Raw genomic sequence first — 14,889 nt, 5'->3', positions numbered from 1 at the left:
CTTTGAAATTATCATTGTATAGTCGCTATATATGCGAAAATACGATTTTTAGTACAACTTATACCCGAATAAGCAAATATGAAAAAGGTTTTAACGCAGTTTTTTGTGATTTTAGTGAGAGGTTATCAATTATTAATCTCTCCTTATACTCCATCTTCTTGCAGATATACTCCGACTTGTTCTGAGTATACAATACAAGCTTTGAAAAAGCATGGTTTAATTAAAGGAGGAAAGTTAGCGATCAAGCGAATTAAAAGCTGTCATCCTTGGGGAGGAAGTGGGTATGATCCAGTGCCTTAACTTTTTTTGTGTTAATGATTAGAATTTAAGCTAACGTTTTTGTATTTTTAGTCTTATATCCATTAAATGTGATTATTTTATAGAAAAATATAAATAAATGAAGATTCTTTCGTTCAAAAACGTAATTGCTTCAGTTTTATTAGCCAGCGCATCAACATTGGGAGTAGTAGCCCAAGACAATTTGGTAGATGGGACTAAATTAAAAGTAGTTAACCAAGTCAAAACCACACCTGTAAAAAGCCAAGGAAGAACAGGTACATGTTGGAGTTTCTCAACAACGTCATTCATTGAGTCAGAATTAATGAGAAAAGGGAAGGGGGAATACGACCTTTCTGAAATGTACTTTGTAAGAAACACTTACCCTGTTAAAGCAGATAAATATGTTCGTCGTCAAGGGAAAACTCAATTTGGCGAAGGAGGATTAGCTCATGATGTCATGAACATTATTAAAGAGAACGGTTTTGTTCCTAATAATGTCTATGATGGAAAAGGTGGAAGCAAAGGTGGATATGATCATCAGGAACTTTTTGGTGTAATGGAAAGTATGTTGAAGACATTAGCTTCTTCAAAAACAGTTTCTCCAAAATGGAAAAATGCATTAGAAGCAGTATTGGATGCCTACATGGGAGCAACACCAACATCTTTTGAGGTAGATGGCAAATCGTATACACCTCAGCAATTTGCTGATGAAATGGATTTCAATCCAAGCGATTACATTGAGTTAACATCATTCACTAATTTTGACGATTATTCTCCATGTGTCTTAGAAATACCTGATAACTGGTCAAATGGTATATATTATAACTTACCACTTGCAGACCTGGAAAGAGTTATGGATAATGCTTTAGATAAAGGTTATTCTTTAGCTTGGGACGGTGATGTATCAGAGAAATCTTTTTCACACAAACAGGGAAAAGCAACCATTGAAGAAGAAAATGGTAAAGAAATAAAAGTAACTTCAGAATTAAGACAAGAAGCTTTTGATTCTTACGTTACCACTGATGATCATCTTATGCATATCGTAGGTATTGTAAAAGATAATGATGGTAAAAAATATTATGTCACTAAAAATTCATGGGGGGCTAACTCAAATGATTTTGGTGGATACTTATATATGTCTGAAGGTTATATTCAAATGAAAACTGTATCTGTTATGGTCCATAAAGATGCAATTCCTTCTGACATCAAAAAGAAAATAGGATTAATTTAATCTGTATAGCTACTTAAATTACACTGGGACATCGGTCTCAGTGTAGACTTTTTTAATTTTTAGTAATTACGTGCGATGACTCTCAAGAAAAAAAGAATGATGAATACTGTGCCTAGGGTGATTGAACTTGAAGAGCATGGGTCATATAATATGGGTTTTCTAACTCCTGTCAATGAAAATAAGCAAATACCATTTGCTATTAAAAGAGTTTTCTGGACACATGGAGCTAACAAAGATACAGTTAGAGGAAACCATGCACATAAAGAAACAGAAGAAGTAATTGTTGCTATTAATGGTTCTGTTGAGATTGAGGTAATTATGGAAGATATGAAGAGACAGGTGTTTATCTTAGATAATCCATGTCAAGCATTATATCTACCACCAAGAGTATGGAGAACTATTTATTTTAGCAAAGATGCAATTACATTAACTTTGGCATCAACTGACTACGATCCGGAAGATTATGAAAAGGATATGGTCAATTGGTTACAAAGAGACTATTCTGATGAGAAATTTTATGATCAATAATTGGATTTTGGAATAAAATTTGATTTTATTATTTAAATTTTCTTAATACTACTTCACTTAGGGCTGTATCGCTAGGTGTTTTTTTCCGGTAGAAAATTGCTATCTACCAATAATTAGTTTCGGTAACACATGAAATGAATTTATTTGAACTTATACATTCATGTTCTTTTCTTTAATTATACCATGACTAGGACACTATTATATAAGATATTACTTACCTCTACACTAACTTTTTTTACTTTGAATGCTGCATTCTCACAAGAAAGTAAAGCTTTAGAGCATTTTGTAGAGGCGGAAAACTTACGAAAAGGAAACAAATTGATAGAAGCTATCGATGAATATACTCTTGCCATCAAATACGATTCAATGCAAGAACAGTATTATCTGATGAAAGCTAAGTGTCAAGTTTCTGTTAATCAGTTTAATAATGCTATCAATACGTTTGAACAAGCGTTGGAATTCTTTCCTGAAAATGGATTTATGAATTATCAATTGGCTCGTTTATACATGCGTAAAGATTATTATGATGAAGCTATTGAGTATTATGATCAAGCTTATAAGCATTTATCAAATAGTAATAAGTCGCAGCGTATTAACTCCAAGAATCAAATCATTATGATTTTGTTTAAGGAGGAAGAGTACGATAAGATTCGTCCACATATCAACGACGTATTGAGTTTATCTGATAATAATTACATCGCATTATATTATTCAGGTAAGCTTCATAATATGAACGGTGAATATGAAAAAGCGGTTGAAGACATTAAACAGGCATTAAATTTCACTCCTAACAATAATAGTCAGACAGCAAGATTCTATTATGAACTTGGGTATGCTTATTACAACTTGGAGGAATATCAATTGCTGAATTCTGTGATAGAGAAAGCCAATTATGGATCATACCGAAAGTTAGTGGCTAAACTTACACCAGAATATAAGTATTGGATTGCAATGTGTTACTACCAAATATATGATTTTGATAAATCAACAAACTTACTGTTTGATGCATTGAAGCAAGATCATTCAAATGTTAAAGCACATGAACTTCAAATAAGAATTGCTGAAGTGACATCAGATAAGTCAGAACAGATTGATAAGGCATATATGATGATCGATAATCTTCAGGATAAGCATAGGAAATCAAAAATTTATGAAGATATTGCTAACTGGCAATTATCATCACAATTATATGATGAATCTGTTGAATCTTGTGATTCAGCATTAATCTTAGACGAATACAATTACAATGTGAAGTACACAAAGGCTGTAGCTTTATTTAAAATGAATAAACTACAAGAATCAATTGATGTACTGAACGAATTGGTAAATTATAATGGGTTGGATGTAAAGACGAAAGCAAAATATCACTTTACATTAGGAATTGCAGCAATGAAGAATGAGAAAGTTGATTTAGCGATCAACTCATTTAAAAGTGCAAAACTCGATAAGAATTTTAAGATTGCGGCAGATGATGCGCTTACTTACTTAGATACTAAAAAAGACAGTATCTAAAACTTTTACTATCAATAAAAAATCTCTCAAAATTAAAGTATGAGGGATTTTTTTTAGTCTCTTATTTCCCAACCACTATCTGAGGCTGGTTCTTCTTTTGGTTTTTCTTTCCAACCACTAATTGGTAAAATATAGGAGAGCGTTACTCCACCAACAGTTGCTGTGGTTCTATTTGTAGAAGATCTATCTGCATTTTTGAGAACATCTGTCATACTTGCAGCAAATCTGCCTTCAAATTGAAAATGCCCAAATTTTGTCAAAATATTAAAACCAACACCACCTGCTAAATAAACGACAGCAGGGTTAGCTTCTCTTTCGTAATAATCGTAACGTTGATCGTTCAAGTCGCCAATCACATCCTTTTGTTCTCCTACAAGAAAATCGAATTGCGGTCCTAATAGAATAACAAATTGAAAGTTCTTCTTTCCAATATAGATGTTGGTTAGTGCTGGGACGGATATATAATTCATTGAGCGATCATATACGAATTCCGTCAGATTTTCTTGATTATATTCTTTCCAGCCAATTTTATTGTAAGTTGCTTCTAGCTGTAACCCAAAAAACTTCTCAGCATTGTATTTAAAAACAACACCAAATGTTGGAGCAGCTACAGGAGCCTGACTAATAGGAGCAGTTGTAAAAGCAACAGCAGATGAATAATAACCTCCTTTTATGCCCGCAGCAATCCTAGGAGGATCTAACTTATTTTTTTGAGCATAAATGGTGGAGATACTTATCAAAATCAAGCCACAAGTAAAAAGAAACTTACGGAATATGGATTGCATGAATTAAAAAATCAAATTTGATGAACAAGTAAAGATAGTTATCTAATTAGTATATTCGTTAATACCGAAAGAAATTATTCTGATTTGAACCTCTAATTATTACTGAATCTTAGATGAACACCATAAATAAAGCAGACCTCTATCAAAAGATATTAAACCAACATTTTGGGAATGATGTAAGGCTATCTGATACTTCTTCAATTACTGGTGGTTGTATTAATGAATCGATAAAACTGGATACCAATCAAGGGTCATTTTTTATTAAGCATAATAATGAAATGCCACTCTCATTTTTTGAAGCTGAGCGTAAAGGTTTAGAGTTGTTGAAGAAAAACTCATCATTTACTGTACCTAACGTACTAGCATTAGGTGAAGAAGAGAGGTTTAGTTACTTAATATTAGAGTATGTTGAAAGTAAGCGATCGACAGAAAATTATTGGAAAGATTTAGGTGAGAAGTTGGCAGAGATGCATCAGGTATCGTCAGTAGAGTTTGGTCTAGATAGTGACAATTATATTGGGAAGTTACCGCAATCCAATACTACAACAAAAGAATGGCTTCCTTTTTTTATACATGAAAGGCTTTTACCACAAGTGCATTTAGGAATAAAAAATGGTTTTTTATCATCAAGCTATATTGATAAAATAGAGCGTTTAAGTGATCAATTAAAAGGTTATTTTCCAATTGAGCAACCCTCATTTTTACATGGAGATTTATGGAGTGGTAATACAATGGTAGGAAGCCAGGGTGAGCCTTGTTTAATTGATCCAGCTATTTATTTTGGCCATAGAGAATCAGAACTGGCTTTTACAACTATGTTTGGTGGTTTTGATGAGTCGTTTTTCCATGCTTACTACGATGTTTTTCCTTGGGAAGAGGGGATTAAAGAAAGATTAAAGGTTTATAATCTTTATCCTTTGTTAGTTCATCTCAATTTATTTGGAAGAGGCTATTTATCTGAAATTGAAGATGTTTTGAATGTTATAGATAAATTCTAGCTTTTTTATCGATATGATTTTGTTATTCATCGAAAAAAAGTGGCCCTTAACCGAAATTAAATCTTTGTAAATAAAATATAATGTACTTTTGAATATGCTTATTAGAAAAGCATCTAGGGTGACACCCGATGTAATGCTCTCTGTGGAGAATAGTTAAAAAAGATATTTAAGGATTATTTGGTTTAATTGTTAAGGGGAAAGAAACTTACTTTTTTAAGGTAAGTTTCTTTTATTTTTATATCATATAGAGTTTTCATTGTAAATAAACTCTAAAGGATTTTCGTAGATAAAATTAAACCCAATCTTATTGACAATTTTATCACTATTAATGATCTTGAAAGGAGGGGCTTTATCTTCCGAAGAAAAAGTAGGCATAATGTAATCACCATATTTTAATGATGCTTCATAAACAGATTTCTTTGGAGGATGTTCAGGAGCAACAACATTAAAGACCTTATTCCAGCTGTTATGATCATTTACTTCTAATATTTTCATAATTGATCTTACCGCATCATCTCTGAAAGTGTAGTTCACAGGAATATCACCATAGCTAAGGTCCTTTTTGCCATCAACATATTTTGCAGGAATTCTATCATATCCCATTAAACCTCCAAATCTTAAAATAGTAGCATCCAAGTCTGTATTGATCCTTAAGACTTCTTCGGCCATAGTAATTGCTTTGGATTTAGAGTGATGTGAAACTTCTGCATTCTCATTTATTTCCTTATTACTATTTTCATAAACACTTATAGAACTGCTATAAATTACCTTATTGACAGGCAAGTCTTCTATCAAGTCTTTAATAACTTTTATTTGTTCAGCATGATAAGTAACCATATTATGCTGTCTAAATCTTGGGGGTAGTAAAATAATGACTACATCAGTGTCTAGAAGGTCTTTTAGAGCCTCCATATCTTGACAAGTCGGAGTGAATTTTAGTAGATAAGCTTTTGCTCCTTTTGTGCGAATATCAATGAGTTTTTCTTCTGTACTTGTTGATGCTTTTACATTGTACCCTGCCTCTATTAATTGATCAATTAAAGGCATGCCCAACCATCCAGCTCCAATAATACTAACATTTTTTATTGCAGAGAATTCCATAATAGTCTGTCAAGTTTGAGTTTCTTATTTGATGTATGGAAGATAATAAATTCAGCATTACAAATTACCCTATCCTTCTGAAAAGTAACTGAAAACACTCAAAATGTATTAATTAGACCGTACCGGTTCTTCAAATGGTACGTTTTCATTTATCATGTACATCAAAAAATAATACCGGAGCGATTCAAGAAAATCAATCTTCTACATTGCGGAGTGTCCTTTACAATCCATGCCAACTGATTGGTATATCTTTTTAACTAAATGAAATGAAAATGAAAAAACTAACGAAAGGAGTGATAGGTATGCTCTGCTATTTGCTGTGCCTTTCCTATCAATCCGCTTTTGCTCAACAGGCAGATGGAACCGAAGTATATTTACAAGGTTTCCATTGGGAATCAGCAGATGCTGAGAAAATGGACTGGTGGGCAAACTTAGACTCTAAAGTAACGGCTATTAAAGCAGCTGATATTGATGGTGTGTGGTTACCACCTTCTTCTGATGCAGCAGATCGAGCAGGCTACCTTCCTAGAAAATGGTACGATTTAAATTCAAACTATGGTACTCAGCAAGAATTGATAGACTTAATTGCTCATTTAAAAAGTGAAGGAATTATTTCTATCGCAGATATTGTGATAAATCACAGAGTAGGCTGTACCAATTGGGCTGATTTCTGTGAACCTGCCTTGGGGTGTAATGCAATCACCCAAGATGATGAAGTAAACGAACAATTTCCTGGACAAGGATGTGGAGATTGGGATACAGGAACGCCTTATAGTGCTGCTAGAGACATCAACCATAATGATAATGAAACAAGACAGGCAATTAAAGATTGGATGAATTGGTTGATCTCTGATATTGGTTATGCCGGTTGGAGATATGATTTTGTTCATGGTTTTGGAGCAGGTTTCTTTGCTGAATACAATAATGCAACATCACCTTATATTTCAATTGGAGAAAACTGGACAGGTGATACACAAGCGATTGTTAATTGGATGGATGGAGCACAAGGTACTTCTACAGCTTTTGACTTTCCTTTGAAGTTCGCATTGCATGAAGCAATGACTGGTAATTATGGAGCTTTAAATAATGGTGGTAAAATGCCAGGTATTGCAGGCGTTTGGCCGCAAAACTCAGTAACTTTCTTGGAAAATCACGATACTGAGCCAGTACGTCAAGGTGATCATCCTGGTAGTGCTTTCCCTAATGATCCTTCTTCAAATTCTCAAATACTTCAAGGATATGCCTATATCTTAACACATGCTGGATCTCCAATGGTGTTCTATTCTCATTTATTTGAGTATGGTTTGTATGATGATATTGCAAATATGGTAGCCCTTAGAAAAGCGAATGGTATTCATAGCACAAGTGCTGTGAGTATCCAACAAGCTGATGGAAGCGGATATGCTGCAATTATTGATGATAAGGTGGCTGTGCGTTTAGGAAATACAAATTGGTCTCCTTCTGGATCAGGTTGGGTATTACAATCTGATGGATTAAATTATGCGATTTGGGATAAAGGTACAGGGGTCAATCAATCACCTATTGTAACAATTAACCCTCAAGTTTCTCAATCAGATAACCCTTTAGAAGTAGAATTAACAGTTTCTGATGATAGAGATACACAATTAGATATTTTTTATACGCTAGACGGTACAACGCCATCAGTGTCTTCAACAAAATATAATGGAACTTTTATGCTCGCTTCTACTACGACAGTAAAAGCAATTTCTTTTGATGCTGATGGTAGGTCAGGGTACGATGAAAAGAAATTCTACATTGGTGAGCAATTACCGGAAATGTCTGTTTATGTTCGAAAACCATCAGGGTGGGGAACATTATATGCACATCATTGGGCAGCAGTACCAGCAGGAGTTGTTGATGATACAGAGTGGCCAGGAGTTACAATGCAAAAAGTTGATGGTACTGCAAGCTGGTATAAAATTACTTTAGCAGGAGCTGAAAGTGCAAGCTTTGTTTTCCATGATTATAATGCCAATCAAGACGAAGATGTCACAATAAGTGGTTCATCATGGTATGATGGAGGAGTAGTAACTTCTACTTGCCCAGGAGACTGTCCGCCTATTGATGAAGATGTAACTGTTGAAGTGAATATTGCTCCATCATCAACTTCATTTGACAATCAAATAGAGGTTGCTTTAAGTGGAACCCAAGGAGCAACAATCCATTATACTTTGGATGGAACAACGCCTAGTTCATCATCAGAAAGTTATACATCCCCAATCATAATTACTGAGACAACTACAGTAAAAGCTTTAGCGGTTTTTGGAGAAAATACATCAGAAGTAATTACGGCAACTTATAGCAAGAATGATATTATAGAAGATGATAAGCCAATTGCAAAAACTTCAGGTTTTACTTGGGATAATGCAACGGTATACTTCACTATGACCGACCGTTTCTATGATGGCGATCCATCAAATAATAATTCTTATGGTAGAGGAATGAATGGTAATGGACAAGGTTATACTGACGATTCGTCTGCTGGTGAATTTCATGGAGGTGATTTGAAAGGTATGACAGCCAAGCTAAAAGAAGGTTACTTTGAATCGATTGGTGTCAATGCTATCTGGATTACTTCTCCAGTAGAGCAAATGCATGGATGGGTTGGTGGTAGTTCTGATGGTTCATTCAGACACTATGGTTACCATGGGTACTATGCAATGGACTGGACAGAAATTGATCAGAACATGGGTACTGAAGCAGACTTTCAAGAGTTTATTGATGAAGCACATAGCAGAGGAATCCGTATTGTAGTGGATGTGGTTATGAACCATACAGGATACGTAACGATGCATGATATGGAGCAGTACAATTATGGTACTGTAGATCCGGCATGGAGATCTTGGCAGCCGTCAGGTAGCGAATCTTGGCATTCGTATCATGAGAAGTTTATTAATTACGCAAATGGTGGTACTTGGATGACAAACTATTGGGGTTCTGATTGGATGCGTCATCCGGATATTGAAGGGTACGATGACTGTTCTTCAGGCGGAGGAATTGATAATTGTGTGGGTTTCTTACCTGATTTGAAAACAGAAGATATTGCACCGGTCAATATTCCTCCAATTCTTGTCAATAAATGGTCTCAAGAAGGAACACTTAGTCAAAAAACGGCGGAATTAGACGCCTTCTTTAATAAAACAGGTCTACCAAGAGTAGTGTCAAACTATATGATATTCTGGTTGACGGATTGGGTGAGAAAATATGGTATTGATGGTTTCAGAATAGATACAGCAAAGCATGTTGAATTAGAGAGGTGGTCAAGGTTAAAGCAATATGCTATCGCAGCATTGAAAGATTGGAAAGCTGAACATCCTGATCAGGCTATGGATGATGAGGAATTTTGGATGACAGCCGAAGTATGGGGGCATGGTAAGAACAAATCAGAGTACCATACTGTAGGTGAGTTTAACTCTGTAATCAATTTTAACTTAAAAAATGATGCTAGAGTAAAAAGTAGAGATGCTTCTTCATTAGAATCTTTATTTACAGAATATGCGACAATTAATGATGATCCAACGTGGAACTCTTTAAGTTATTTGTCATCGCATGATGTTGCTCCATTATTTGATAGAAATAGCTTGAAAGCTGCAGCTCCTGCTTTCTTATTATTACCAGGTGGTATTCAGATTTTCTATGGTGATGAATCGGGTAGACCTAGTGGTAATTGGGCTGATGAAGAGCAAAATACTCGTTCAGACATGAACTGGGGTAATTTTGATAATGCTCAACATGAAGTGTGGAAGAAATTAGGAACGTTCCGTAGAGATCACCCAGCAGTAGGAGCTGGTACCCATCAAAAAATTGGGGATGCACCATATACATTTGTAAGAGATTACAATAACCAAGAAAAGAGTATTGCAGATCGAGTAATAGTAGCAGTTGGAGCCTCAGGAAATGTTGAATTCAATGTTGGAGATTATTACATGGAAGGAGATACTATTGTGGATCACTACACTGGAGCAACTGATGTTGTAACTAATGGTAAGGTTCAATTTACTGCAGATGCAGAAGGAATTATACTATTGTATAATCGTAATTATGTATTTGTATCTCGTCCAGTTGTAAGTATATCTCCAGATTCACAATATGATCCGAATAGTATTACGGTATCAATTTCTGCAGTCGATGCGGATGATCCTAACCCTACTATTTACTATACAACTGAAGAGAATGCAGATGCATCTAATTATTTAAATTGGAATGTTTACACTGCTTCATTTGATCTAACAGCTTCTGCAACAGTTACAGCAGTAGCAGTAAATGCAGAAGGGAGGTCTGGTTCAGCTTCGAAAAAATACGCTATTGGTCAGATCGACCCTATCAACATCTACTATTATAAGCCCGCTGCTTGGGGTAATGCCAATATGCATCATTTTGATGCTACTCCTGTGGGTGTTACCGAGGATACTGTTTGGCCGGGAGTCAGTATGACGCCAATAGGTGAAGGCTGGTACCATGCTACTGTAACTGCCTTATCAACGGGTATAGTATTCAATGATAATGGAGGAGCACAATCAGATGACCTTTCAAGAGATAGAGATGGCTGGTATAAAGATGGTCAATGGACAGATACTTGTCCCGGAAATTGTCCAGGAGAACAACCTCCAACAGTTGCTATTTCTCCAAATGGAGGAAATTACCCAGAAGGGAATGTCTCAGTAGGTATTTCAGCTACAAATGATGGTATTATCTATTATACGATAGATGGAACAACACCAACAACGTCATCATCTGTTTACCAAGGTAGTATAGCGATCACTGGAAGTGAATTGGATGAAGTAACAGTTAAGGCAATTGCAGTCAATGAGGTAGGAACAAGTTCAGAAGTTGAAGCAACATTTACATTCAGACAAATCTCAACTCATATAGTTTATGTGAAGAACTATACACATATCTATTATTGGGATGTTGAAGAAGGTGGTGTTGTAACAGAAGCAAATCCTGTACAATGGCCGGGTATTGCCTTAGAAGATGCTTCAGAATTGGGTTCAGGTTGGAAAAAAATTACAATTGAAGGAGGTACATGTTCGAATGTTATTTTTAATAACTCGGGAAGTGCTCAGACAGGTGATTTATCTACTTGTGGAAATGAAGGTAAAGGATATGACAATGGGGTATGGGTTGAAATTGGAGAAGATACTACTTCACCTACTTTAGGTATGACTCCTTCCTCATCTTTTTCAGGTCAAGGAGTAGTGACAATCACAGCAAGTGATAATAGAACAACTTCACCGCAGATTTTCTATACAATTGATGGTAGTTCACCAACTACTTCTTCTTTGTCAGGTAATGGAACGGTTGAAATTACTTTAACTGAGGTTGGACAACATACAGTGAAAGCTTTTGCACAGGATGACGCTGGAAACGTTTCAGAGGTACAGTCTACTACTTACACTGTTGAAGAAGTTATTGGTGGTTTCAAAGTATATTTCCAAGGAGCTGAGAATCCATTGATTCATTATTGGAATGCTGAGCCAGTTGGAAGTATTGCTTCTACAACTTGGCCAGGAGTAAGTCTAACCGCCGGTACAGATGGATGGTGGTATTTTGAATTTCCATCAAATGTCACTTCTGTAAATTTACTTTTTCATAATAACTCAGGTTACAAGTCTGCAGATTTGTCAAGAGATAAAGATGGATGGTACCGAAATGGTCAATGGTACGATGTTAAACCTGTAGACCCAACAGGGTTAACAGTTCATTTTAAAAGTGGTTGGGGTGATGCTACAAAAATTCATTACTGGAACGCTTCAAATGGTGATGCAAGTGCATGGCCTGGAGAGAATATGATTTCAGAAGGAAACGGATGGTACCGTTATACTATTGAGGGAGCTACATCAGCAAATCTTCTATTTCATAATGGTAGTGGTTCACAAACTTCTGATCTATTCAGAGATATAGAAGGTTGGTATAAAGATGGCGTTTGGTACAATACTAATCCAGAAGATAGTGGTGCTAGATTAATCACTGCTTTACCATTGGAAGAAGAAATTGAATTAAACGTTTTTCCAACAATGGTAGACCACGAGTTATCGGTAAAATTAAAATTACCATTTGCTCAAGATATTGCATTATTTATGTATGACCTGAATGGTCATTTATTAGAAAAGAAAGAATATAACAATGTAGCACAAGGTGCTCATGTTTTCCAATTAGATATGAAAGATTTCACGACAGGAGTCTATATCATAAGGATGAGTTTGAATGATGAACTCATAACCAAGAAAATCATTAAGAAGTAATAGCTGAAGAGTGTACGGAATTTTTCTGTGCACTCTTTTTTATTTACCATGATTATGGAAGGTCTTGTATTGTAATATTTTACGTTGTTAAGAGTTACTCAAAAGACTGTTTTATTAAATTATTCATGTAATTATCACATCTAATAATTATTTATCGGAAATCTTTTGAAACAATACCAAAGAAAAGCTTAAATTGTGTAACATTTTGGAAATGAAATAACAACACATCCTCTTGTCTTTTTTGAAACTAACGGTACTTTTTGAATGAAAAGATTAACTACAATATTCCATTTTACGTTCACTCTCGTATTTTCTACTTTATTTTTCACCTCAACTTATGTGACTGCAGAAGATCGAATTATTTTAACAGTAAAACATCTTCCAGATTACACACCAGAAAACTCCGCAATTTATTTAGTTACCTCTTACAATAATTGGGAGCCTAGTGATGAAAAATTCCAGCTAAAGAAAAATAAAAATGATGAGTATTTTATAGAAATACCATGGAGAGATCAACCCTTCCAGTATAAATTTACAAGAGGTTCTTGGGAAACTGTAGAAGGAAATGATATCGGAGAAATCAAACAAAATAGATGGTTCGATCCAGAAGGGCCAGAAAACATAGATGTAGTTATCTTGTCTTGGCAAGATATGGCGAAGAAATACCTCAATAGAGTTAAGGTAGTAGTCACTTCAGTTCCCGAGTCAACACCCTATGATGCAACATTGTATTTAGCAGGAGATTTCAATAATTGGAATCCAAGAGATCATGAAAGTAAAATGTCTTTGCAACCCGATGGAACTTATACCCTCACTTTACCTTTAGGATTACATGAGTTTGATTACAAAGTCACAAGAGGTTCTTGGGAGTCTGTAGAAGGTAGAGCAAATGGTAGAGCAATTATCAACCGACATGTCAATATAAAAGAAGAAGGCTGGCGTTATGATATCAAAGTAAAAAGTTGGGAAGATCTTTCAGGAAACACCATGACTCCATACATGTTCTTATTACTGCTTGGAGCTTTTCAAGGAATAGTATTGATCTTATCCATGTTTGGAATTCAGGCCAATAACAGAGCTGCTAACGTAGTGTTAGCTACTTTAATTTTTATCACTTCAGTGGCATTGATTTCTAAGGTAGGAATGTATTATAGAGACTTCTTCCAGCAACTACCAAAAATGTATTTAATGCCTGAGTTGATTCTGTTTTTATACGGACCAATATTCTATTTATACATTAATCAATTGATAGTTACAGAAAGTGTATCTTCTAAAGATTATTTTAAAGGTTTAGCACCGTTTTTTATACAGCTTACAGTATACTCACCTTTGTTAGCCATGCCGAAAGATGACTTTATTGATGCAATTGTTAACTATGATCTTAATTGGATTTTTAAAGTTGTAGGAGGTTTGGGGCTAATTTTTAATGCATATTATTGGTGGAAATGTCGCCATGTATTATTACAGCAAGAAAGAAATAGTGTAGAGGTTTTATCTGAAGATAGAAACCTTAATTATCTAAATGGTGTAATGACAGTATATGCTGCATGTTTATGTATTTGGGTAATTCTATATGTTGTAGGTGGAATAGGCGAAATGTTATCTATGGATACTTTGCCATTAGTTGAATTACTTACAGATACGTTATGGTTAATCATTGCTTGTATTTCTTTTGTGATGGGATATTATGCTATGAATCAGCCTGAAATATTAAGAGTTTCTGAAGTGTTGTCATTAGATAAACTACCAATAAAAGAGAATACCACCGAAGAGGTTAAACCTGAGAAAAAAGCAGAAGGGCTAACACCGGAATTAATTGAGATTAAAGATGCCTTAGCAGAGGAAATGAAAACAAAGTATTTGTATACAAACCCTCGCTTAACGTTACCGGATCTAGCTAGAACATTAAATACAAATACTCACGATTTATCTAAAGTGATTAACGAAGGGTATAATAAGAACTTCTATGATTACATTAATGGTTATAGAGTGGAAGCATTTGTAAAAGAAGTGCTTTCAGACGAAGCTCAAGAACTTACTTATTTGGGACATGCGTATAACGTTGGTTTTAATTCCAAAACAGCATTTAATAGAGCTTTCAAAAAAGAAACAGGTAAAACACCAACGCAATATTTTAATCAAAAAACGACCTATTCGCCTGTATCCAAATAAATTATTGTTGTTTAAAC

General features: G+C 34.9%; 9 protein-coding genes. 7 read left to right on the top strand and 2 right to left on the bottom strand.

Annotated elements, in window-relative coordinates:
• The first annotated feature begins 78 nt into the window (after positions 1 to 78).
• The 4 genes from yidD (at position 79) to HGP29_RS08795 (ending at position 3,550) form a co-directional block, all read left to right on the top strand.
• Positions 79 to 300, top strand: a complete 222-nt coding sequence (yidD, locus tag HGP29_RS08810) for a membrane protein insertion efficiency factor YidD (protein ID WP_168881998.1) — start codon at positions 79 to 81, stop codon at positions 298 to 300.
• A gap of 97 nt (positions 301 to 397) precedes the next feature.
• A complete protein-coding gene (locus HGP29_RS08805; RefSeq protein ID WP_168881997.1) occupies positions 398 to 1,510 on the top strand; it encodes a C1 family peptidase in 1,113 nt (370 codons plus the stop codon).
• A 75-nt stretch (positions 1,511 to 1,585) separates the two neighbouring features.
• Positions 1,586 to 2,038 (top strand): sugar 3,4-ketoisomerase, encoded by a 453-nt coding sequence (locus HGP29_RS08800; protein WP_168881996.1) that lies wholly within the window; start codon positions 1,586 to 1,588, stop codon positions 2,036 to 2,038.
• A gap of 183 nt (positions 2,039 to 2,221) precedes the next feature.
• Positions 2,222 to 3,550 (top strand): tetratricopeptide repeat protein, encoded by a 1,329-nt coding sequence (locus HGP29_RS08795; protein WP_168881995.1) that lies wholly within the window; start codon positions 2,222 to 2,224, stop codon positions 3,548 to 3,550.
• 53 nt (positions 3,551 to 3,603) lie between these two features.
• Here HGP29_RS08795 and HGP29_RS08790 read toward each other — a convergent pair whose 3' ends face one another.
• Positions 3,604 to 4,335 (bottom strand): porin family protein, encoded by a 732-nt coding sequence (locus tag HGP29_RS08790; RefSeq protein ID WP_168881994.1) that lies wholly within the window; start codon positions 4,333 to 4,335, stop codon positions 3,604 to 3,606.
• 113 nt (positions 4,336 to 4,448) lie between these two features.
• Between HGP29_RS08790 and HGP29_RS08785 the strand changes: the two genes are divergently transcribed.
• On the top strand, positions 4,449 to 5,333 hold the full coding sequence (locus HGP29_RS08785) for a fructosamine kinase family protein (protein WP_168881993.1): 885 nt from the start codon (positions 4,449 to 4,451) through the stop codon (positions 5,331 to 5,333).
• A 240-nt stretch (positions 5,334 to 5,573) separates the two neighbouring features.
• Here HGP29_RS08785 and HGP29_RS08780 read toward each other — a convergent pair whose 3' ends face one another.
• Positions 5,574 to 6,434, bottom strand: a complete 861-nt coding sequence (locus HGP29_RS08780; protein ID WP_168881992.1) for an NAD(P)H-binding protein — start codon at positions 6,432 to 6,434, stop codon at positions 5,574 to 5,576.
• Positions 6,435 to 6,706: 272 nt separating this feature from the next.
• Between HGP29_RS08780 and HGP29_RS08775 the strand changes: the two genes are divergently transcribed.
• Positions 6,707 to 12,700, top strand: a complete 5,994-nt coding sequence (locus tag HGP29_RS08775; RefSeq protein WP_168881991.1) for a starch-binding protein — start codon at positions 6,707 to 6,709, stop codon at positions 12,698 to 12,700.
• 264 nt (positions 12,701 to 12,964) lie between these two features.
• On the top strand, positions 12,965 to 14,872 hold the full coding sequence (locus tag HGP29_RS08770) for a helix-turn-helix domain-containing protein (RefSeq protein ID WP_168881990.1): 1,908 nt from the start codon (positions 12,965 to 12,967) through the stop codon (positions 14,870 to 14,872).
• Positions 14,873 to 14,889 lie beyond the last annotated feature (17 nt).

Source organism: Flammeovirga agarivorans (assembly GCF_012641475.1).
Lineage (GTDB): Bacteria > Bacteroidota > Bacteroidia > Cytophagales > Flammeovirgaceae > Flammeovirga > Flammeovirga agarivorans.
The sequence above is the reverse complement of the archived record's forward strand: the minus strand, read 5'-3'. Positions and strand labels throughout refer to the sequence as shown.